The organism is Janthinobacterium sp. NKUCC08_JDC (assembly GCF_019345575.1).
Lineage (GTDB): Bacteria > Pseudomonadota > Gammaproteobacteria > Burkholderiales > Burkholderiaceae_D > Janthinobacterium > Janthinobacterium aestuarii.
Window position 1 is genome coordinate 345,792 of the sequence record NZ_JAHKQW010000001.1, and the last position, 20,677, is coordinate 366,468.

The following is a 20,677-nucleotide window of genomic DNA, read 5'->3' on the forward strand; positions in this document are numbered from 1 at the left end:
CCCCGCGCGCTTGCACATCGCTACCCACCCATGAAAAAAACCCGCTCGCAAGCGGGTTTTCAGGGGGGCAGAAAAAAGTTACAGGCTGTAGCGCAAAGTCAGCGCCACATTGCGCGGCGCGCCCGGCAGACTCAGGTTCGGGCTGGAACCGTGGCCCGAGACGATGTAGCGCGTATCGCCGATATTGTTGACGTTCAGCTGCACTTCATAGCGGCCCATGCGGTACGCGGCCATGACGTCGGCCGTCACGTAGCCGGGCAAGACCACCGTGTTGCCGGCATTGGCGAAGCGGCTGCCGACGGCATTCGCGCCGCCGCCCACCGTGAAGCCGTGGCCCAGGTCTTTCGTCACCCACAAGTTGGCCATGTTGCGCGCCGTCAGGGTAGCGCGCTTGCCCTTGACGTCAACGGAGCCAGGCTTCGTCGTGCCCGGCGTATTCACGCTCGTGTCCTTGGCGATGGAGTCCGTGATGGTGGCGTCCAGCCAGGCGTAGCCGGCCATCATTTTCCAGCCATCGTGCAAGTCCGCGTTGAAGGTCAGCTCCAGGCCATCCGTGCGCTGGGTGCCGATTGGGAAGATGCGGTTCGTGATCGGTTCGCTGCTCTTGATATTGTCGCGTTCCAGGCGGAACAGCGACACGGTGGCGTTGGCGCGGCCGCCCCACAGCTCATACTTGGCGCCCACTTCCGTGTTGCGCGTGGTTTCCGGCGCCAGGTCGGCATTGTTGGCGGCCAGGGCGAAATTCTCGCCGCTAGGCTGGAACGAGCGGCTCCACGACGCGTAGTACGACTGCACGGCGCTGGGTTGCCAGACGAGCCCGGCGCGGGGGCTGTAGGCCGAATCCGTGCGCGACAGGTCCGCAAGCGTCAGGCCGGCCGCATTGGCCAGGCGCGACTGCTGCTTGTAGCGGTCATAGCGCAGGCCGGCCAGTGCCTTCCACTCGTCGTTGATACTGATGGCGTCCTGCACATAGGCAGCGGCCGTGTCATAGGTACCGAAGGTATCGCCGCGCGCGCCCAGCTTGGTCCGGTCGACAACGGGTAGCACGGGATGGAAGATCGACATGGGATTCGCAGGTGGCAATACAGCGATGGCGGCCCAACTGTTGGCATCCTTGTTTTGCTTGCCGAATTCGGCGCCGTACAACACTTCATGGCGCAAGGTGCCCGTGACCAGCTTTTGCGTCAGTTCCGTCTGGTTGAACCAGCCGCTTTCGTCGCGGTTCAGCTTGGCGTGACCGAGGCTCATCGTGCCCTTGACTTCGTTGACGTTGCCGGAAATATTCGTGTTGTTGCGGTCCAGGTGGTAATCGTAATAACGGAAGGCATTGCGCAACGACAAGCTATCGCTGAACTTGTGCGTCAGGGTGGCGGCCGTGGAGACCACGCGCGACTGGCTGAAGTCCGCATCGCGGGCATTCGCGGCGCCAAAATAGGTGCCCGCATCGACGGCGACGGGACGGCCTTGGTAGGACGGGATGCCGAAGTCCGTCAGGCGACGGTCTTCCAGGTAATCGCCCTGCAGCAGCAATTTGGTGGCGCCGGACAGGCGGATGGCCACGGAAGGCGACAGCGCCGTGCGGTTGATGAATTGCTGGTCGCGATAGCTGTCCGACAATTCGCGCGCCCCCGTGAAGCGCCAGTCCACCGTCTCGCCGACACGGCCCACGTCGACTTCGCCGCGGCGCCCTGCCGTGTTGGTCAGGCTCAGGGCCACGTCCGTGACGTCCACGCCCGGCTTCTTGGTGATGCGGTTCACCAGGCCACCCGAGGAACCGCGGCCGTACAGCACGGCGGCCGGTCCCTTGATCACTTCCAGGCGTTCCACATTCGACAGGTCGCGGAAATACAGGGCGTCATCGCGGAAGCCATCAACGAACTGGTCGCCGATGGCCGTGAAGCCGCGGATGAATATCTGGTCGCGCTGGCCGTCACCCGTGGACAAGCCCACGCCGGGGATGTTCTTCATGATGTCCTGGATCGACATGGCGTTCTGGTCGCGGATGACAGCGGCCGGCACCACGTTGATCGTCTGCGGCACGTCGCGCAAGGCCATTTCCGTCTTGGTGCCGCTGGCGGAGGTGGCGGCGACATAGCCATCCTTGTCCTTCGATGCTGTCACGGTGACGGCTGGCAAACTTTCCTGCGCCCAAGCCGCCAATGGCGTGGCGCCCAAGGTCAAGGCGCCCAGTACGGCGATGGTGATCGGTTTGAATCCTGGCTTGCGACGTTGCTGCATACAATTCCCTGGTCGATGTTTTAATACGAATGATTATCATTAGTATTTTATCAGGCAAGCCTGCGTAAAGTAAGCACTTCTGTAAGTGATAGTACTTATGGACTAGGTACTTGATGTAAAAACACAACAGGAAATCAATATCAAAAAATAATTAAAATTGCTTTGAAAAACTATTTCTCTGCGTCAATGCTATACTTGCGGCTTGCTGGACAGCGGTCAGCCTGACCGACATGCCCCTTGCTTCACCTCCAACGCCACGCTCAGCGCGGCGCGCCGCACAGCCATCACGCGGCACCCGAAGACCCCGATCCCCTGCGCCTTGCGGCGCCTGTCCGCCCCTGCTGGCGGCGGCGATCATGACTATTAAACTGTTAGGAATTACATGAAAAACCTGAACATCGGCAGCCGCCTTGGCGTCGGCTTTGCTGTCGTATTGCTGTTGCTTGCCGCCTTGACCATCACCGCCCTCGTGCGCATGCAAACGGCCAGCGACCTGACTTACCGTCTCATCAATACCAGCATCAAGAACCAGCGTATGGTGGCCGAATGGTCGAAGATCATTGAACTCAACAGCGTGCGCGGCGTCGCCTCGTTCGAGATCACCGATCCCGTCGTGCGCGCCAAGATCGAGGAAGACTTGAAAGTCGATGCGGAGCGTTCCAGCAAGCTGCAGGACGACATCGTCGCCTCCCTGCTCAACCCGGCCGTGATCGAGCAATTCAAGGTCGTGCGCAAGGTGCGCACCGACTATGTGACGACGCGCGCACGCGCCTTCAAGATGAAGGCCGATGGCGACATGGCGGGCGCCAAGGTCGTGTTCGACAAGGAAGTCGCGCCGATCACCGTGGCCTATCTGGCCGAAGTCAAACGCTTTGCCACCATGCAGATCAAGGCTGCCGACGGCGTCGGCAACAGCATCATCGAAGCCTACAGCGGCACCCGCGTCTTCCTGATCACCATGGGCGTGCTGGCCGTGCTGATGGGCATCGGTTTCGCGTGGTGGATCACGCGCTCGATCACCGGCCCCATCCGCGCTGCCGTGAAAGTGGCGGAAACCGTGGCAGCGGGCGACCTGACCAGCACCATCACAGCGCAAGGCCGCGATGAAACGGGCCAGCTGATGCACGCCTTGAAAACCATGAACGACAGCCTCGTCGGCATCGTGGGACAAGTGCGCAGCGGTACCGACACCATCGCCACGGCATCGGCCGAAATCGCCGCCGGCAACCAGGACCTGTCGTCGCGCACGGAGCAGCAAGCCAGTTCGCTGGAAGAAACGGCCTCGTCGATGGAAGAACTGACCTCGACCGTCAAGCAAAACGCCGACAATGCGCGCCAGGCAAATAAACTGGCCGGCGACGCGGCCGGCATCGCCAGCCGCGGCGGCGCCGTGGTGGCCGAAGTGGTCGCCACCATGAGCGAGATCAATACCTCGTCGAAGAAAATCGTCGACATCATTTCCGTCATCGACGGCATCGCCTTCCAGACCAACATCCTGGCACTGAACGCAGCCGTGGAAGCGGCGCGCGCCGGCGAACAGGGCCGCGGCTTCGCCGTCGTGGCAACCGAGGTGCGCAACCTGGCGCAACGCTCGGCAGCGGCGGCAAAAGAAATCAAGGGCTTGATCGACGACTCCGTGCAAAAAGTCGACGTGGGCACGGACCTGGTCGACAAGGCCGGCAAGACGATGGAAGAAATCGTGCAAAGCATCGGCTTCGTCACGTCCATCATGAGCGAGATCAGCAACGCCAGCGAAGAGCAGAGCGCGGGCATCGAGCAAGTCAACCAGGCCATTTCCGAAATGGATCAAGTGACACAGCAAAATGCGGCGCTGGTGGAAGAAGCGTCGGCAGCGGCCGAAGCGATGCAGGAACAGGCGAGCGAACTGGCGCAGGTGGTCAGCGTGTTCCGCCTGGACGCCAATGCGGCGGCGACCGACCGTTTCAGCGTGAAAGCGGCACAACGCAACGCGCCAGCAGCCCCGGCCGCACCAGCCCGCAAGGCCTCGGCCCCTGCCCTGCGCCTGCCCGTGACACGCACCAGCAGCAAGGCAACGGCACCGGCCGAAGGCGAGTGGGAAGAGTTCTAAATTTTCTTCAGCAAGCCCTGCGGCATCAAGCCGCTCGGGCTTGCGCCTGGGCGATCAGTGCAGCCAGCTCGCGCGGCACGGATTGTCCCAGGAACTCCAGCGCCAGCGCCTCCGGATCAATGGCGGCGTCCGCTGGCAAGCCATGCTCGAAGCCGCCCACCATGGTGCGGCAAAAATGCGGCGATTCCGCCCGCGTTTCCACATACCAGCAACCCGCATGGCCTTGCACGAAGTATTCGCCGATAAAGTAGCCGAGCATGGTTTTCACCCACTGCCAGCTTTCGTCGCGGATGACGATGGTGCGCATGGCCGCGTCGATGTACGGCAGGTATTCGGCCGCATTGGTCAGTACTTCGTGCGCGGGCTGGATGCCCAGGCGCTCGACAAAGTTCACCAGCGACGCGCCCAGCGCGTCATAGTAGGCATCAAAAGCCGTTTGGCTTTGCTGCAATAATTGCTCTTGTTCGTACGACAGCATTCACACTCCACAGACATTCAACAATCGCCTATTTTACGCCACGCTCACATCGACACCAGCCCGCTGCAGCAAGGCCTGGTTGCGGGGAGACAAATGCGTCACCTGCAAATGCTTGCCCGCCTTTTCATAACGCTCATACAAGGCTTCGATGGCGGCGATGGCCGAGTGATCGGCCATGTGCAGGTGCCGGCAATCGAGGATGACACGGGCCGGGTCGGTCGCCGCCTGGAACAGTTCCAGAAAATGCGTGGTCGAGGCAAAAAACAGGGTGCCGTGCGGCAGGTACACGCGCACGCCCGCGCCAGTGTCATCGATATCGGCACGCATGTCGCGCGCATGTTGCCAGGCAAAATTCAAGGCGGCAATCACGATGCCGCACAGCACGGCCAGCGCCAGGTCCGTCAACACCGTGATCACCGTCACGGCGACGATCACCAGCGCATCCTGCAACGGCACCTTGCCCAGCACGCGCAGCGAGCCCCAGGCAAACGTCTGCTGCGCCACGACGAACATCACGCCGACCAAAGCGGCCAGCGGGATGCGCTCGATCAGCGGCGACAGGAACAGGATGAACAATAAAATCATCACGCCGGCCGTCACGCCCGACAGGCGCGAGCGGCCGCTTGAACTCAGGTTGATCATCGTCTGCCCGATCATGGCGCAGCCGCCCATGCCGCCAAACAGGCCCGAAACGACGTTCGACGCACCGAGTGCGATGCATTCGCGGTTCGGCTGGCCCCGCGTTTCAGTCATCTCATCGGTAAGATTAAAAGTGAGCAAGGTTTCCAGCAAGCCCACCATGGCCATCAGCGCCGCGTACGGAAAGATGATGTGCAAGGTAGCCATGTCCAGCGGCACCGTGGGCCAGTGGAATGCCGGCAAGCCGCCGGCGATATGCGCAAGATCGCCCAGGGTGCGCGTGGGCAGCTGCAAGAAATGGCTGAGCACGCCCACGCCCAGGATGGCCACCAGCGCCGGAGGCACCGCCTTCGTGATGCGCGGCAGCACGTAGACGATGGCCATGGTGAGCAGCACCAGCGCGCTCATCACATACAAAGGGCTGCCTTGCAGCCAGGTTTCGCCTTGCGGCGTGGCCTGACGAAAATGTTCTAGCTGGGCCATGGCGATGACGATGGCCAGGCCATTCACGAAGCCCAGCATCACCGGGTAGGGCACCATGCGGATCAATTTCCCAAGGCGCAAGATGCCGAACAGCGCCATGATGATGCCGCTCAGCACCACGGTCGCCAGCAGATATTGCACGCCATGCTGAGCCACGAGCGCCACGATGACGACGGCCATGGAACCGGCCGCGCCCGAAATCATGCCGGGGCGCCCGCCAAAGATGGCCGTGAATGCGCAAATGATGAAGGCGCCGTACAGGCCCATCAGGGGATTCAGTTGCGCCACGAGGGCAAAGGCGATGCACTCGGGCACCAGCGCGAATGAGGTGGTCAGCCCCGCCAGGACGTTTTTTTGTATGTTCGAGAACCACTCATCCCGAAAAGTTGCGTTGATCATTGATACACATCCAGGGTCGGAACAGAGAAATGCGCGGGCGATGCACAGTCATCGGGCGCAGCCATGCCAGCGGTCGTCAAAACGAAGCCATGCCGAGCTCGCACGCAGAGGAAAATCGTCGGTGACTACATGGGATTGGCGGACAGAGGAAGATTCAGCAGCGCCATGCGGCGCGGCCAAGCCTGCACACATTATACAAGATGCAGCCGGGCCCGATGGACGGCGCGGCGGCGCGCAGCGGGAGCGGATACTGGCAAGCAAATAATGTTTCCAATAATTTTATTTTCAAAATAAAAACAATTTAATGGGAATATTTTAAATATTCTCCGCCGTTTCAATTGGAGAGTATCTATTCAATTTTCTCCACTATTCTACTCAGCAGTGGTGGAGACTGTTGACCACATTAAAAAACGGGGCGTATCCGAAAAGCCAGACGAGTAGGGAAACTCAGGAGGAATCATGACCGACGCGCAATTATATGCCAGTAATATTACAATCAACATTCTCGTTGTAATAGACACCGATCTGATCATGGCCCAGCATCCACGTCAGACGAGTCCCGACCAAACCAAGCCTGTCGGCCTGGTGCATACCAGCCAGTACATGATTGCCACCGACCTGCGCGGCATCAATAGCGGGCAAGGTACCGCCGACCTGAGCTTCAAGGCCAATGTGGGCGACTTCGTCTCGTTCACCGGCGCTTCCATCTATGACAATGCCGATTCGGCCGTCATTGTCTACGGCATCAATTACTGGAATGGCGACAAGGTCTTCAATACCTTTGTTTCCAATACCATTACACGGAGAAATGCGGCCGTGCCGAATACGGATTCCTCGAATGGTTTGCCGGCCGTACAGCAATCGCGCAATTTCTCCAATTTCACGGCGCAGGTATCCAAATCGGGCACGGAAAATTTCTACGTCTATATTGCCGTATATAGCCTGAATGACGATGGCCAGACGCAAAGCCTGTATGGTTATTTTTATTGGGATCCACAGATTACTGTCGGTTAGTCATTTCCCGGAAACCAAATAAATATAAACCATTTATTTGATTACCGCCGACTGGTGCCGGCGCAGAGATACGCCGCGACGTCGCCACAGACGAAAAAAAGCCCACCGAAGTGGGCTTTTTTACTTGCGCATATATCACATGCACTTATCTGGAGGCGAGGACGGGAATCGAACCCGTCTAAACGGCTTTGCAGGCCGCTGCATAACCTCTTTGCTACCTCGCCAGAGGAACTGCTTGGATGCGCCTTGCGGCCCACCTTGAAAACTGGAGCGGGAGAAGAGTCTCGAACTCTCGACCTCAACCTTGGCAAGGTTGCGCTCTACCAACTGAGCTACTCCCGCATTGGAGCTTGGTTACCGCCTAATCGCGCCGCGTACTGCGGCGGATAAAAAAAGGAAGCCAGCTTAGCTTCCCTTTAGAATTCTGGAGCGGGAGAAGAGTCTCGAACTCTCGACCTCAACCTTGGCAAGGTTGCGCTCTACCAACTGAGCTACTCCCGCATTGGAGCTTCTATTTTCTGCTACTGCCATCTTGCTGTACTGCTTCAGCTATCGCTGGAGCGGGAGAAGAGTCTCGAACTCTCGACCTCAACCTTGGCAAGGTTGCGCTCTACCAACTGAGCTACTCCCGCATACGAACCGCTATTTTACTGCTTTTTACTACCGTTTACCAGCGCTGCTTTACTGCTGATCCAGTGTTCACTGGAGCGGGAGAAGAGTCTCGAACTCTCGACCTCAACCTTGGCAAGGTTGCGCTCTACCAACTGAGCTACTCCCGCAGTGGACAACATTGTATCAGAAGCTCTACTACATCGCCAGTACTACTTTTTACTGCATTCGCTGTTTTTACCTATGACACGATCCAGAAAACTGGAGCGGGAGAAGAGTCTCGAACTCTCGACCTCAACCTTGGCAAGGTTGCGCTCTACCAACTGAGCTACTCCCGCGTCATCAACAACAGGCCAGCATTATAGAGGGATTACAGGGGCTGTCAACGGGCAATATCTGGTCTTTTGCAAAATATTCCGCAGAAAGTAGCCAATACCGTCTTAAGGTCCTCCGAATAGCGTAGCGAGCAAGCGCAATATCGTGTTAAGTAGCGGAGCTGTACGAAGGTACAGCGAGCAACGGAGACGCGAGAGTGCGCTGCGCAGTAGCTAGGCGGAGCGGCCTTAATGCAGGTTACCGGCCTTTTCCTTGATGAGCGGCCATGCCAGGCGCAAGTAATAGAACATCGACCACACCGTCAGCACGCAGGCGATCCACAGCAGCTTTTCGCCCCACACGTGGGTGTCGATCGCGCCAAAGATCACTTCGTGGTACAGCAGCAAGGGAATGGCCGTCATTTGCGCGGCCGTCTTGATCTTGCCGATCGAGCTGACGGCCACCGATTTCGATGCGCCGATCTGCGCCATCCATTCGCGCAGCGCGGAAATCGTGATTTCGCGGCCGATGATGATGAAGGCCAGCACGGCATTGACACGGTCCAGCTGCACCAGCACCAGCAAGGCGCCTGCCACCATCAGCTTGTCGGCCACGGGGTCGAGGAAGGCGCCGAAGGCCGACGTCTGGTTCCAGCGGCGCGCGAGGAAGCCGTCGAACCAGTCGGTCACGGCCGCAACGATGAAGACCAGGGTGGCAACCAGGTTCTGGTCGCCATGCAGCAGCATCGACGGCGGCAGGTAAAACACGCCGACGACAAGCGGAATCAGGGCCACGCGCAGCCAGGTCAGAAGGATGGGAATATTAAAAGGCATAAGAGAGCAATCGGCCGACGGGTAAATTGAACATGAAGAAAGCGTGAAGAAAGCGCCACTAGTCTACATGGCCCCGGGGTATTAGCCTAGTCCGCTTGCCGCAGCACCGGACCAGGCCATTGGTCCATCAATGTAATTGCTTGTAGATCTCTTCCGCCAGTTGCGTGGAAATCCCCTCCACCGACATCAGGTCCTCGACACTGGCGTCGACGACGCCGCGCAAGCCGCCAAAGCGCGACAGCAGTTTCTGGCGGCGCTTGGCGCCGCATTGTGCCCCTTTCGATCTCTTCCAGCCGCGAGGTCTGGCGCGCCCGTTCGAGCATTAATGCAACTGCTTATATATCTCTTCCGCAAGTTGAGTCGAAATCCCCTCCACCGACATCAGATCCTCGACGCTGGCATCAACCACGCCGCGCAAGCCGCCAAAGCGCGACAACAGTTTCTGGCGGCGCTTGGCGCCGATGCCTTCGATCTCTTCCAGGCGCGACGTCTGGCGCGTCTTGGCACGCTTGGCGCGCATGCCGGTGATGGCAAAGCGGTGCGCCTCGTCGCGGATTTGCGCGATCAGCATCAGGGCCGCCGATTCCTTGCCCAGTTCCTGCGCCGCGCGGCCATCGACGAACAGCAGGGTTTCCAGGCCCACCTTGCGCCCCTCCCCCTTGGCCACGCCGACAATCAAGCTGATATCGAGTCCCAGCTCGGCAAACACCTGGCGCGCCATCTCGATCTGTCCCTTGCCGCCGTCGATCAAGACCACGTCGGGCATGACGCCGTCGCCATTCGCCACCTTTTCATAACGGCGCATGAGGACCTGGCGCATGGCCGCGTAATCGTCGCCGGGCGTGATGTCGTTGATGTTGTAGCGCCGGTACTCGCCGTTCTGCATGGCGTGGTGATGGAACACGACGCACGAGGCCTGCGTCGCCTCGCCCTGCGTGTGGCTGATGTCGAAGCACTCGACGCGCAGGCTGTCGAGATCTTCTGTTTCCAGGCGCAGTGCTTCGGCCAGCGCGCGCGTGCGCGACTGCTGCGACCCCTGCTCGGACAACAAGCGCGCCAGCGAAATCTCGGCGCCCTTCTGCGCCATCTCCAGCCACTGGCGACGCTGCCCCTGCGGCTGGAAAATCAGGTTGATGCGGTGGCCGCACTGCTCCATCAAGGCCACCATCAGGGCCGGCTGGTCGAATTCGATATTCAGGATCAGGGTGCCGGGAATGAATTTTTCCGTGTAGTGCTGGGCCAGGAAGGCGGCCAGCACTTCCACCTCGATGGCTTCCTCGGCAATCGCCGCCGCATCGCTGAGCTGGCTGGGGAAATACGCGCGGTCGCCCAGGTGCCGTCCGCCGCGCACCATGGCCAGGTTGACGCAGGCGCGTCCGCCCTGCACCAGCACGGCGAGAATGTCGACGTCGGCGTCGCCCGTCGTTTCCATGCTTTGCTGGTGCAGCACGCGCGACAGCGAAGCGATCTGGTTGCGCACCACCACGGCCTGCTCGAATTTCAGCTCGGCGGCAAACGCATGCATCTTCTTTTCCAGGTCGGCCAGCACTTCGCTCTGGCGCCCGCGCAGGAAGCGCGCCGCGTTTTCCACGTCGTTCTTGTAGTCTTCCTTGCTGATCAGGTCCACGCACGGCGCGCTGCAGCGGCCGATCTGGTGCAGCAGGCAGGGCCGCGTGCGGTTCGCGTAGACGCTGTCCTCGCAGGTGCGGATGAGGAACACCTTTTGCAGGATCTGCATCGATTCCTTGACGGCCCAGGAACTGGGGAACGGCCCGAAATACTGGTTTTTCTTGTCCACCGCTCCCCGGTAATACACCATGCGCGGCGCATCGCCATTCGTGATTTTCAGATACGGATACGATTTATCATCGCGGAACAGGATGTTGTAGCGCGGCTGCAGCGCCTTGATCAGGTTGTTTTCCAGGATCAGGGCTTCCGCCTCGCTGTGCGTGACGGTCGTTTCCAGGCGCGCGATGCGCTCGACCATCATGGCGATGCGGGGGCTGGCCAGGTTTTTCTGGAAGTAACTCGAGACGCGCTTTTTCAAGTCGCGCGCCTTGCCGACGTACAGTACCTTGTCAGCGGCGTCGAAATAACGGTACACGCCGGGTAAATTCGGCAGCTTGGCGACGGTGGCCAGCACCTGCGCGCGCGGGTCGGGTGGCGTCTCCGTGGGATTGAGGTCGGGGTTTGCTTCAGTCATTGCTGGCTCGGTTTGGGGTCAGACCCGCCGGGTCTGACCCCGGCATCTGCTTGCTCCACGATCACGAACGCGACCGCATACTCTTCTTCATCGCTGATCGTCACTTGCGCGCTCAGCCGATGTTTCTCCATGAAGTCCGCCAGCACGCCGCTGCAGACGATCATCGGTTTGCCGCTCGGGTGGTTCAGCATCTGCGCGGCGGGCCAGGTCATCGGCATGCGCAAGCCCAGGCCGATGGCCTTGGAAAACGCCTCCTTGGCCGCGAAGCGCGTGGCGAGGAAGCGCACGCCGCGCACGGCGTTCTTGGCGCTGCGGGCGCGAAACTTTTCCAGCTCCTGCGGCCCCAGTATCTTTTTCGCGAAACGCTCGCCGTGGCGCGCCAGTGCCGCCTCGATGCGGGGGATCTTGCAGATATCGGTGCCGATGCCGTAGATCATGCTGCCTCCTTTGTGCGCGCTTATGCCTTGCTGGCGATGCGTGTGGCCACCATGATGGCCTTCATTTCGCGCACGGCGTTTTCCCAGCCGACAAACACGGCATGCGCGACGATGGCGTGGCCGATGTTCAGTTCGGCAATATCGGAAATGGCGGCAATCGCCTGCACATTGGTGTAATGCAAGCCGTGGCCCGCGTTGACCTTCAAGCCGCGGCCCACGCCGAACAGCACGCCCGCCTTGATGCGCTCCAGCTCGGCCAGTTGCTCGGCGCCTTGCGTATCCGCGTAGCGGCCCGTGTGCAACTCGATCACGGGCGCGCCCAATTCAGCTGCGGCGGCGATCTGCTGCTCGTCCGCATCGATGAACAGGCTCACGCGAATGCCCTCGCCTTGCAATTGCTGCACGGCCGCCTGCACTTCCTTGAAGTAGCGCACCACGTCCAGCCCCCCTTCCGTCGTCACTTCCGTGCGTTTTTCCGGCACCAGGCAGACGTCGGCGGGACGGATGCGGCAGGCGAAGTCGATCATCTCCTGCGTCACGGCCGCTTCCAGGTTCATGCGCGTAAGCAATTGCGGCGCGATGGCGATGACGTCCGCATCCTTGATGTGGCGGCGGTCTTCGCGCAAATGCAGGGTGATGGCGTCGGCGCCCGCCTGTTCGGCCAGCAGAGCCGCGCGGATCGGGTCCGGATACGCGGTGCCGCGCGCATTGCGCAAGGTGGCCACGTGGTCGATATTGACGCCCAGGTCGATGACGGGGCCGGAAGGCTGCAAAAAGCTCATATGATGGTGTCCGTAAAGTGCTGAAATCTATTACAGCTGCATTAAATCGATCAGTATCTGGCGCGTATTCAAGGTGGCGCCACCCAGTTGATGGGCCAGCAAAAAACGCATCAGCAGCTTGCTTTGCGCTTGCGTGGCCACGTCAAGATAATCTTCGCGCTCCATGTCGAGCAGGGTCTTGCCCGTGATCTTGGGCCAGGCGTCGGCGGCGCGCGCCGGACGCGGTCCCCGTTCCGGATCGACCACGTACACCTGCCCCGCATCGACGGCCTGGCGCGTGCCCGTGCAGCGCGTCAAGTCGGCCGCCACGCCCGTTTCCTTGAGCAGGGCACGCTCGAACTTGCGCAGCACGATGGGCGGCGGCTCATTGTGCGCCAGTTGATTCAAGGTGGCAACGTAGTGGTCGAACAGGACGGGATGCGGGTCGTCGCGCGCCAGCAGTTTCACAAGCAATTCGTTCAGATAAAAGCCGCACAGCAAGGCGGTCTTTTCCAGCGGCAGCATGCCACCCACCCACTCGGCGCCCGTGAGGATGCGCAGTTCGGACTTGCCCGTCCAGCCCGCCTGCAGCGGCTGGAACGTCTGCAGCACGCCGCGCAATTGCGAATGGGGCCGCTTGGCACCCTTGGCGACGAGCGCGATGCGGCCATATTCGCGTGTAAACACGTCGACGATGAGGCTGGTTTCTTTATGCGGATAGCTGTGCAGTACGAAGGCTGGCTGGCCCGTGACCTTGCCATCGCGCGCGGGCGGGCGGCTGCGCCGGGGCGCGGCGGATGCGGGAGTTGCGGCCGGCGGCGCAATGGCCGCCGGCGCGGGGACAACGATGGAGGCTGGCGCAGGATCGTGCAGCGCTGGCGTGGTGGTGCTCATGCGTGTGGCGTCGCCCCCGGGTTGCGGATTACTCGTAGCCGTAGGCGCGCAAGCCCGCCTCGTTGTCGGCCCAGCCCGACTTGACCTTGACCCAGATTTCCAGGTACACGGGGCCGCCGAACAGCTTTTCCATATCCAGGCGGGCCTGGGTGGAGACTTCCTTCAGGCGCGCGCCCTTGTTGCCGATGATCATGGACTTGTGCGTATCGCGCTCGACCAGGATGGCGGCAAACACGCGGCGCAGATCGCCTTCCTGCTCGAATTTCTCGATCAGCACGGTGCTCGTGTACGGCAGTTCGTCGCCGACAAAGCGGAACAGTTTTTCGCGCACGATTTCCGAGGCGAGGAATTTCTCGCTGCGGTCCGTGATGTCGTCCGGGCCAAAGATCGGCTGGTTTTCCGGCAGGAAGCGTTTGATTTCGTTCTGTAAGCCTTCCAGCTGGAAGTGCAGCTTGGCCGAGACGGGCACGATGGCGGCGAAGTCGCGCATGGCGGCGACCTTTTGCGCGAACGGCAGCAGCACGGCCTTGTCTTTCACGCGGTCCGATTTATTGATGACGAGAATGCACGGCACTTCCTTCGGCAGCAGGTCCATCACTTGCTGGTCGGCCGGGCCAAACGTGCCCGCCTCGATCACGTACAAAATCACGTCCGAGGAAATCAGGGTGTTCGTGACGGTCTTGTTCAGCGTCTTGTTCAGCGCGTTCGAGTGGCGCGTCTGGAAGCCAGGCGTGTCGACGTAGATGAACTGCGCGTCCGGCACCGTCTGGATGCCCGTGATACGGTGGCGCGTGGTTTGCGCCTTGCGCGAAGTGATGCTGACCTTCGCGCCGATCAGCACGTTCATCAGGGTCGATTTGCCCACGTTCGGGCGGCCCACGATGGCGATATAGCCGCAGCGGAAGTTGTCGGGCATTTTGGTGGCTGTCATGCTAGTGTCGATTCTGTTTAGTGTGAGCGGCGATCGCCGGTGCAGCCGGGGCTTGCGCGTCGTCGCTCTGGATGGTGGCAATGCCGGCCAGCTTGAGCTGGGCGGCGCGCGGTTTGGGCTTGCGGCTGGCGGCAGGCGACTTCAGCAGCGCCTGCTCGGCCACGTCCAGCGCCAGTTTGGCGGCGGCTTGCTCACCGGCGCGGCGGCTTCCGCCACGGCCGTAAACCTGGATGTTCAATTTCGGCACCAGGCATTCGATCTCGAATTCCTGGCTGTGGGCGGCGCCGTGGGTAGCCACCACGTTGTACTGTGGCAGCGAAATTTTCTTGCTTTGCAAAAACTCCTGCAGCAGGGTCTTGGCATCCTTGCCCAGGGTTTGCGGATCGACCGAGTCGAGGATGGGGATGTAGAAGGCGCGGATCACCGTGCTGGCCGCATCGAAGCCCGTGTCGAGGAAGATGGCGCCCAGCAAGGCTTCCAGGGTGTCGGCGAGGATCGATGGACGGCGAAAACCGCCCGATTTCAGTTCGCCTTCGCCCAGGCGCAAAAATTGCGACAATTCCAGCTTTTGCGCGATTTCATACAGCGACTGCTGTTTCACCAGGTTGGCGCGCAGGCGCGACAAATCGCCCTCGTCGATGGACTTGAAGCGTTCGTACAGGATGGAAGCGACCACGCAGTTGAGGATGGAGTCGCCGAGGAATTCCAGCCGCTCGTTATGCAAACTGCTGTGGCTACGATGCGTCAAGGCTTGCTGCAACAGGCCAGCATCCTGGAACGTATAGCCTAAACGGGTTTGCAATAGCTGAAGATTCATTGTTGTTTCTGTGTCATCTGAGTAATTCGGCTGGCCGCCGCGCGGGGAATCGGCGCGGCTGCCATAGGGACGGCCTAGTGTATGCCGCCCACTCGTTTCGGATTGCTGAAGTTCATCCACACCAGGAAAGCCTTGCCGACGATGTTCTCGTTCGGCACGAAGCCCCAGTAGCGGCTGTCCGCGCTATTGTCGCGGTTGTCGCCCATCATGAAGTAATTGCCTTGTGGCACTACACATGTAAAGCCGTCTTCGTTGTAGTCGCACGCATCCTTGTGGGGGAAATCCTTCACTTCGCGCAAGTTCAACGTTGGAGCAGGCTCGTCGTTGAGGATGCGGTGGCTCACGCCCGTCAGGTTTTCTTCCAGCTGCTTGTGGTAGACCGTGCTTTCATCGTCCAGGTAGTCGTCCAGCGGCGTGTATGCCACTTCCTTGCCGTTGACCGTCAAGCGCTTGTTTTCATAGGTGATTTTATCACCGGGCACACCGATCACACGCTTGATATAGTCTTGCGACATATCTTTCGGATACTTGAACACCATCACGTCGCCGCGCTGCGGATCGTTGACTTCAATGATGCGCTTGTTGACGATGGGCAGACGAATACCATAGGTGAACTTGTTCACCAGTATCAGATCGCCCACCAGCAAGGTCGGCACCATCGAGCTCGACGGGATCTTGAACGGCTCGTACAAGAACGAGCGCAGGCAGAACACGAGCGCGATGACGGGGAAGAAGCTGCCCGAATACTCGACCCAGGTCGGCTGGCGCAACAGGGCCGCCTCGATGCTCGCGCGGCTGCCGCCGGCATCGGACTTGATGCCCTCGGCGGCCAGCTTGGACTGGCGCGCATCGAATTCAGCCAGGGCGCGGTCGGCCGCCTTGCGGCGCTGCTTGGACAAATAAAACACATCGAGGCACCAGACCAGGCCCGTCAACACCATCAGCACGAACAGGATTAAAGCGAAATTTCCTAAAATCACTTGCAGGTTCATTGATTAACCATCCACTTGTAAAATTGCCAGGAATGCTTCTTGCGGGATCTCCACGGAACCCACTTGCTTCATGCGTTTCTTACCCGCTTTTTGTTTTTCCAGCAATTTCTTCTTGCGGCTGATGTCGCCGCCATAGCACTTGGCCAAGACGTTCTTGCGCAAGGCTTTTACGTTCTCGCGCGAAATGATGTTCGCGCCGATGGTCGCTTGAATCGCCACGTCGAACATCTGGCGCGGGATCAGTTCGCGCATCTTGGCGGCCACCTGGCGGCCACGGTACTGGCTGTTCGAACGGTGGACGATGATGGCCAGCGCATCGACTTTTTCGCTGTTGATCAGCATGTCGACCTTGACCACATCGGCTGCGCGGTATTCCTTGAACTCGTAATCCATCGAGGCATAGCCGCGCGACGTCGATTTCAGGCGGTCGAAGAAGTCCAGTACGATCTCGGCCATCGGCATTTCATACACGAGCTTGACCTGGCGGCCGTGGTAGCTCATGTCCATCTGGATACCGCGCTTGCCGATACACAAGGTGATCACGGAGCCCACATATTCCTGCGGCATGTACAGATTGACCGTGACGATAGGCTCGCGCACTTCCTCGATGCGCGACGGATCGGGCATCTTCGACGGGTTGTCGACGTTGATCATGGTGCCGTCGCGCTGGATCACTTCGTATACCACGGTTGGCGCCGTGGTGATCAGGTCCATGTCGAATTCGCGCTCGAGGCGCTCCTGCACGATTTCCATGTGCAGCAAGCCCAGGAAGCCGCAGCGGAAGCCGAAGCCCAGCGCCTGCGACACTTCCGGCTCGTACATCAGGGCCGCGTCGTTCAGTTTCAGCTTTTCCAGCGAGTCGCGCAGCGCGTCGTACTGGTTCGCTTCCACGGGGAACAGGCCGGCGAACACTTGCGGCTGCACTTCCTTGAAGCCAGGCAATGGCGCGGCGGCAGGACGGTTGGCCAGGGTGACGGTGTCGCCCACTTTCGCCGCTTTCAATTCCTTGATGCCGGCGATGATGAAGCCCACCTGGCCTGCCGACAATTGTGGCAAGGATTGCGAACGTGGCGAAAACACGCCGATGTCTTCCACCAGCTGCACCGAATCGGTGGCCATCAGGCGAATCTTGTCTTTCGGTTTCAGGGTGCCGTTGATGACGCGCACCAGCATGACCACGCCTACATAGGCGTCATACCAGGAGTCGACGATCAGCGCCTGCAGCGGCGCGTCCGGGTCGCCCTTCGGTGGCGGTACCTTGACGATCAGTTGTTCGAGCACGTCCAGCACGCCAAAGCCCGTCTTGGCCGAGCAATGCACGGCGTCGCCCGCATCGATGCCGATCACGTCCTCGATCTCGGCAATCGCGCTCGGCGGATCCGCGTTCGGCAAGTCGATCTTGTTCAGCACGGGTACCACTTCCACGCCCAGGTCCAGTGCCGTGTAGCAGTTGGCGACCGTTTGCGCTTCCACGCCTTGCGACGCGTCCACGACCAGCAGCGCGCCTTCGCACGCCGACAGCGAGCGCGACACTTCATAGCTGAAGTCGACGTGGCCCGGCGTATCGATCAGGTTCAGATTATAGATCTGGCCATCGCGCGCCTTGTAGTGCAGGGCCGCCGTTTGCGCCTTGATGGTAATGCCGCGCTCGCGCTCCAGATCCATCGAATCGAGCACCTGCGCCTCCATCTCGCGGTCGGACAAGCCGCCGCACAATTGAATGATGCGGTCAGCCAGGGTCGATTTACCGTGGTCAATATGGGCGATGATGGAGAAATTGCGTATGTTGTTCATTAACTAATATAAGTGCGAAGTTGACGACACTGCTTTAACAGGAATCATGGGGATCATGCTCGGGCCAAGCCGGGCCAAAACCGGGCACCCCACTCATGATGAAAAAAGCGCTCCGAGCAGGACATCTGCATGCCCAGGCGAGCGCTTTTGAAGCGACAGAAGCTGCTGCCTCGGACAGTAGCTTTTTCGACCTCCCCATTTTACCGGATTTCAGAGTAGAAAGCCCGTCTTATGAGGCCGACACCGGGGCAAGCCGACATTTTCGGCTGTTTTCAGCACCAGAATGGTGCAATGCAGTGTTAATATTGACAATCAAACTACACCAGGCAGCGGCGCACGGCCGCCTCGTCAAGGAAATAATGGCAGAGCTCGGGCTGGGCCAGGTCGCCGAACAGCACCGGCACCAGCTCATCGAAACGGGCCAGCAGCGAGGCGTCGGGCGATGCATCGATGTCGATCACGTCCACCGTGAACGGTTTTCCGGGCGGCTGCAGCAGGAGCAAAGCGTCGAGCATGTCCTGACAAAGGTGGCAATAACTGCGGGAATAGAGGGTGAAGTGCATGACGGGCAGGATACCGCATCCCGGCCGCGGCCGGAATGCGGGATGATCACATAGTTACTTCGCCGACGGGCGCAGCGAAACGAATTGCGCCACGTCGCCACGGCGCACCAGCAAGGCCGACGTCTTCTTCGGATCGAGCTTGGCGACCAGGGCATTGAACTGCCTGGCGTCTTTCACGGCAACGTTATTCAGTTGCAAGATCACATCGCCAGGCTGCAGCCCGGCCAGGGCCGCCACGCCATCGGCCTCGTCGACCAGCACGCCCGCGTCGATCTTCAGTTCCTGCTTTTTCGCGGCCGGCATGTCGCTGACTTTCAAGCCCAGCGCGTTGGCGGTTTGCACTTCCGGCTCCTTGGTGCCCTTCTTCGCCATCTTGCCGCTCTCCAGCTCAATCACCGTGATGGGCAGGGTCTGCTGCGCACCATTGCGCCAGATGGTGATGTTGGCCTTACCATTGACGGCGGAACCACCGACCAGACGCGACAGGTCGGAAGCACGCTCGACGGTCGTGCCATTGAATTTCAGGATGATGTCGCCCGGCTTGATGCCCGCCTTGTCGGCCGGGCCGCCCGGTTCCACCATCGATACTTGCGCTCCATTCGCATTCGGCAAGCCCAGCGATTCCGCCACGTCCTTGCTGAGTGCGCCGATCTGCACGCCGATGCGACCACGCGCCACCTTGCCCGTCTTTTTCAGCTGCTCGCCCACGCGCATGGCTTCATCGATGGGCACGGCAAACGAAATGCCATTGTAGGCGCCGGACAAGGTGGCGATCTGCGAATTGATGCCGATCACTTCGCCGCGCATATTGATCAGCGGACCACCCGAGTTGCCGGGATTGACGGCAACGTCGCTCTGGATCAGCGGCAAATAGTCGCCCGTGTCGCGTGACTTCGCGGAAATAATGCCAGCCGTCACCGTGTTATCCAGGTTGAACGGCGAACCGATGGCGATGACCCACTCGCCCACGCGTATCTTGTTGGAGTCGCCGATGGTCAGGCGCGGCAGGTTGCTGCCTTCGATTTTCAGCAGGGCCACGTCGGTGCTGCCATCGGCGCCGATTACCTTGGCCTTGAATTCGCGCTTGTCCGTGAGAGTCACGTAGACTTCATCGGCGCCATCGACCACGTGGGCATTGCTCAGCACATAGCCATCGGCCGAAATGATGAAGCCGGAACCGACACCGCGCTGCACTTCCTGCTCCTGCGGCACGGCGCGGCGGCCGCCGCCGCGTGGCGCCTGCTGGCGCGGCGTCGGCATGGCGCCGCCAAAGAAGCGGCGCAGGAATTCCTGCATTTCCTGCTCATCCTGGCTGCCGGCGCCACCCATTTTCAGGCGCTCGGTGGTACGGATATTCACCACGGCCGGGCCGACGGCGTCGACCAGGTCCGAGAAATCAGGCAATTTCACGGCCGGCACGGCGGCCTGCGCCTGTGGCGCCAGGCCCAGCATGGACGGGGCAAAAAAAACGCCAGCCGTACCGAACAATAAGGCGGAAAGCGTCTTCACTGAAAACGACTTGCTGGCAGCACACATGTTTTTTTTCATGGAAAAGATCTTCTCGAATATAGAAACGGATCAAACCGCGGATCAGACTATTGCCTGCGTGCATGATTGGCCGTCACGACGGAATCCCGGGGGCAAACACACCCGGCAGCGCGCATGGCAGCAACAATATATCGCAAAAGCAAGATATTGCCTGCGCACAGTGTCAATCGTACCGAAGGCCAGTGTCAAGAGGGCGACGGGAACATTAAGCCTGGCATAAGATGGCAAACAGCCTCTTAGCGCTGCGCCAGTGGCCCCGCCTCCAGTGGCTCGGCAGTGCCCGGCGGCACGATGGCGGCGGACAGGGGCAGCAGCGGCTCGGCATGGGCAGCCGCCCCCTCAGGCGCCGCCTCGGCGGCCAGGCGGCTGGCCAGACGCGCATCGAACTGCTTGCTCAGTGGATGGCCGCACTGCTCCGAGCGCAGCACGTCACCGATATGGCGATAGGCATCCCAGATCTGCCGCCCCTCATCCGTGTCAAGGGCGGCAAAAGCCAGTTCGAGTTCGCTCGCCGCCAGCTCGCCATCGGCCAGGGCGGAAATAGTCTCGTGCAATCTTGTATGCGTATCCATGATGGGTCCTGCCATTTCAAAGGGATCGGTGCGGAAACCGGACACAGCCATGCCAACCTCATACTCCC

General features: G+C 60.4%; 17 protein-coding genes, 6 tRNA genes and 1 pseudogene. 2 read left to right on the top strand and 22 right to left on the bottom strand.

Going from position 1 to position 20,677, the window contains the following annotated elements:
- Window positions 1-78 precede the first annotated feature (78 nt).
- Complete coding sequence (locus KO538_RS01610; protein ID WP_219327315.1) at window positions 79-2,238, bottom strand: TonB-dependent siderophore receptor; 2,160 nt, start codon at window positions 2,236-2,238, stop codon at window positions 79-81.
- Window positions 2,239-2,620: 382 nt separating this feature from the next.
- On the opposite strand from KO538_RS01610, the gene KO538_RS01615 reads away from it, so the two are divergent.
- Window positions 2,621-4,327, top strand: a complete 1,707-nt coding sequence (locus tag KO538_RS01615) for a methyl-accepting chemotaxis protein (RefSeq protein ID WP_072452898.1) — start codon at window positions 2,621-2,623, stop codon at window positions 4,325-4,327.
- Window positions 4,328-4,352: 25 nt separating this feature from the next.
- On the opposite strand, the gene KO538_RS01620 is transcribed toward KO538_RS01615, so the two are convergent.
- Both KO538_RS01620 and KO538_RS01625 read right to left on the bottom strand, forming a co-directional pair.
- The gene (locus tag KO538_RS01620) at window positions 4,353-4,805 is read right to left on the bottom strand and encodes a hypothetical protein (protein WP_051991793.1); all 453 of its coding nucleotides are present in this window, start codon (window positions 4,803-4,805) and stop codon (window positions 4,353-4,355) included.
- Window positions 4,806-4,838: 33 nt separating this feature from the next.
- Window positions 4,839-6,326 carry a SulP family inorganic anion transporter gene (locus tag KO538_RS01625; protein ID WP_219327316.1) on the bottom strand — a complete coding sequence of 496 codons (1,488 nt, stop codon included), beginning with the start codon at window positions 6,324-6,326 and terminating at the stop codon, window positions 4,839-4,841.
- 459 nt (window positions 6,327-6,785) lie between these two features.
- Here KO538_RS01625 and KO538_RS01630 point away from each other — a divergent pair, with 459 nt between their 5' ends.
- Window positions 6,786-7,340 (top strand): inclusion body family protein, encoded by a 555-nt coding sequence (locus tag KO538_RS01630; protein ID WP_034756648.1) that lies wholly within the window; start codon window positions 6,786-6,788, stop codon window positions 7,338-7,340.
- 150 nt (window positions 7,341-7,490) lie between these two features.
- Here the strand turns inward: KO538_RS01630 and KO538_RS01635 are convergent.
- The 19 genes and pseudogenes from KO538_RS01635 to KO538_RS01725 all read right to left on the bottom strand — a co-directional run bounded on the left by KO538_RS01635 (window position 7,491) and on the right by KO538_RS01725 (window position 20,609).
- Window positions 7,491-7,564, bottom strand: a tRNA-Cys gene (locus KO538_RS01635).
- 42 nt (window positions 7,565-7,606) lie between these two features.
- Window positions 7,607-7,682 (bottom strand) — tRNA-Gly (locus KO538_RS01640).
- A gap of 83 nt (window positions 7,683-7,765) precedes the next feature.
- A tRNA-Gly gene (locus KO538_RS01645) sits at window positions 7,766-7,841 on the bottom strand.
- A 55-nt stretch (window positions 7,842-7,896) separates the two neighbouring features.
- A tRNA-Gly gene (locus tag KO538_RS01650) sits at window positions 7,897-7,972 on the bottom strand.
- A 71-nt stretch (window positions 7,973-8,043) separates the two neighbouring features.
- Window positions 8,044-8,119 (bottom strand) — tRNA-Gly (locus KO538_RS01655).
- A gap of 92 nt (window positions 8,120-8,211) precedes the next feature.
- Window positions 8,212-8,287: transfer RNA gene (locus KO538_RS01660), tRNA-Gly, on the bottom strand.
- A gap of 225 nt (window positions 8,288-8,512) precedes the next feature.
- Window positions 8,513-9,097, bottom strand: a complete 585-nt coding sequence (pgsA, locus tag KO538_RS01665; protein ID WP_034749601.1) for a CDP-diacylglycerol--glycerol-3-phosphate 3-phosphatidyltransferase — start codon at window positions 9,095-9,097, stop codon at window positions 8,513-8,515.
- 127 nt (window positions 9,098-9,224) lie between these two features.
- Window positions 9,225-9,408, bottom strand: a pseudogene (locus KO538_RS29730) (helix-hairpin-helix domain-containing protein); the annotation flags it as partial.
- Between the two features lie 11 nt (window positions 9,409-9,419).
- On the bottom strand, window positions 9,420-11,300 hold the full coding sequence (gene uvrC / locus KO538_RS01675; RefSeq protein ID WP_219327317.1) for an excinuclease ABC subunit UvrC: 1,881 nt from the start codon (window positions 11,298-11,300) through the stop codon (window positions 9,420-9,422).
- Complete coding sequence (gene acpS, locus KO538_RS01680; RefSeq protein ID WP_070302030.1) at window positions 11,297-11,737, bottom strand: holo-ACP synthase; 441 nt, start codon at window positions 11,735-11,737, stop codon at window positions 11,297-11,299. The genes uvrC and acpS overlap by 4 nt, the downstream gene beginning before the upstream one ends.
- A 20-nt stretch (window positions 11,738-11,757) precedes the next feature.
- Complete coding sequence (gene pdxJ / locus KO538_RS01685; protein ID WP_219327318.1) at window positions 11,758-12,519, bottom strand: pyridoxine 5'-phosphate synthase; 762 nt, start codon at window positions 12,517-12,519, stop codon at window positions 11,758-11,760.
- Between the two features lie 30 nt (window positions 12,520-12,549).
- Complete coding sequence (gene recO / locus KO538_RS01690) at window positions 12,550-13,392, bottom strand: DNA repair protein RecO (RefSeq protein ID WP_070302032.1); 843 nt, start codon at window positions 13,390-13,392, stop codon at window positions 12,550-12,552.
- Between the two features lie 28 nt (window positions 13,393-13,420).
- On the bottom strand, window positions 13,421-14,323 hold the full coding sequence (gene era, locus KO538_RS01695) for a GTPase Era (protein ID WP_046683972.1): 903 nt from the start codon (window positions 14,321-14,323) through the stop codon (window positions 13,421-13,423).
- A 1-nt stretch (window position 14,324) separates the two neighbouring features.
- Complete coding sequence (gene rnc / locus KO538_RS01700) at window positions 14,325-15,140, bottom strand: ribonuclease III (RefSeq protein WP_034749615.1); 816 nt, start codon at window positions 15,138-15,140, stop codon at window positions 14,325-14,327.
- Window positions 15,141-15,214: 74 nt separating this feature from the next.
- Window positions 15,215-16,132 (bottom strand): signal peptidase I, encoded by a 918-nt coding sequence (lepB, locus tag KO538_RS01705; protein ID WP_058051300.1) that lies wholly within the window; start codon window positions 16,130-16,132, stop codon window positions 15,215-15,217.
- A gap of 3 nt (window positions 16,133-16,135) precedes the next feature.
- The gene (gene lepA / locus KO538_RS01710) at window positions 16,136-17,926 is read right to left on the bottom strand and encodes a translation elongation factor 4 (RefSeq protein WP_034749621.1); all 1,791 of its coding nucleotides are present in this window, start codon (window positions 17,924-17,926) and stop codon (window positions 16,136-16,138) included.
- Window positions 17,927-18,243: 317 nt separating this feature from the next.
- Window positions 18,244-18,489 (bottom strand): glutaredoxin family protein, encoded by a 246-nt coding sequence (locus KO538_RS01715; RefSeq protein WP_046683970.1) that lies wholly within the window; start codon window positions 18,487-18,489, stop codon window positions 18,244-18,246.
- A 54-nt stretch (window positions 18,490-18,543) separates the two neighbouring features.
- Window positions 18,544-20,037, bottom strand: coding sequence for a DegQ family serine endoprotease (locus KO538_RS01720; RefSeq protein ID WP_219327319.1), 1,494 nt, complete (start codon window positions 20,035-20,037; stop codon window positions 18,544-18,546).
- A gap of 236 nt (window positions 20,038-20,273) precedes the next feature.
- Window positions 20,274-20,609: a sigma-E factor negative regulatory protein gene (locus KO538_RS01725; RefSeq protein ID WP_219327320.1), complete on the bottom strand. Its 336-nt coding sequence runs from the start codon at window positions 20,607-20,609 to the stop codon at window positions 20,274-20,276.
- Window positions 20,610-20,677 lie beyond the last annotated feature (68 nt).

Excerpts from the sequence above, each read along its gene's own strand:
- KO538_RS01610 (WP_219327315.1), bottom strand. The coding sequence starts at position 2,238 with ATGCAGCAACGTCGCAAGCCAGGATTCAAACCGATCACCATCGCCGTA.
- KO538_RS01615 (WP_072452898.1), top strand. The coding sequence starts at position 2,621 with ATGAAAAACCTGAACATCGGCAGCCGCCTTGGCGTCGGCTTTGCTGTC.
- KO538_RS01620 (WP_051991793.1), bottom strand. The coding sequence starts at position 4,805 with ATGCTGTCGTACGAACAAGAGCAATTATTGCAGCAAAGCCAAACGGCT.
- KO538_RS01625 (WP_219327316.1), bottom strand. The coding sequence starts at position 6,326 with ATGATCAACGCAACTTTTCGGGATGAGTGGTTCTCGAACATACAAAAA.
- KO538_RS01630 (WP_034756648.1), top strand. The coding sequence starts at position 6,786 with ATGACCGACGCGCAATTATATGCCAGTAATATTACAATCAACATTCTC.
- pgsA (WP_034749601.1), bottom strand. The coding sequence starts at position 9,097 with ATGCCTTTTAATATTCCCATCCTTCTGACCTGGCTGCGCGTGGCCCTG.
- uvrC (WP_219327317.1), bottom strand. The coding sequence starts at position 11,300 with ATGACTGAAGCAAACCCCGACCTCAATCCCACGGAGACGCCACCCGAC.
- acpS (WP_070302030.1), bottom strand. The coding sequence starts at position 11,737 with ATGATCTACGGCATCGGCACCGATATCTGCAAGATCCCCCGCATCGAG.
- pdxJ (WP_219327318.1), bottom strand. The coding sequence starts at position 12,519 with ATGAGCTTTTTGCAGCCTTCCGGCCCCGTCATCGACCTGGGCGTCAAT.
- recO (WP_070302032.1), bottom strand. The coding sequence starts at position 13,392 with ATGAGCACCACCACGCCAGCGCTGCACGATCCTGCGCCAGCCTCCATC.
- era (WP_046683972.1), bottom strand. The coding sequence starts at position 14,323 with ATGACAGCCACCAAAATGCCCGACAACTTCCGCTGCGGCTATATCGCC.
- rnc (WP_034749615.1), bottom strand. The coding sequence starts at position 15,140 with ATGAATCTTCAGCTATTGCAAACCCGTTTAGGCTATACGTTCCAGGAT.
- lepB (WP_058051300.1), bottom strand. The coding sequence starts at position 16,132 with ATGAACCTGCAAGTGATTTTAGGAAATTTCGCTTTAATCCTGTTCGTG.
- lepA (WP_034749621.1), bottom strand. The coding sequence starts at position 17,926 with ATGAACAACATACGCAATTTCTCCATCATCGCCCATATTGACCACGGT.
- KO538_RS01715 (WP_046683970.1), bottom strand. The coding sequence starts at position 18,489 with ATGCACTTCACCCTCTATTCCCGCAGTTATTGCCACCTTTGTCAGGAC.
- KO538_RS01720 (WP_219327319.1), bottom strand. The coding sequence starts at position 20,037 with ATGAAAAAAAACATGTGTGCTGCCAGCAAGTCGTTTTCAGTGAAGACG.
- KO538_RS01725 (WP_219327320.1), bottom strand. The coding sequence starts at position 20,609 with ATGGATACGCATACAAGATTGCACGAGACTATTTCCGCCCTGGCCGAT.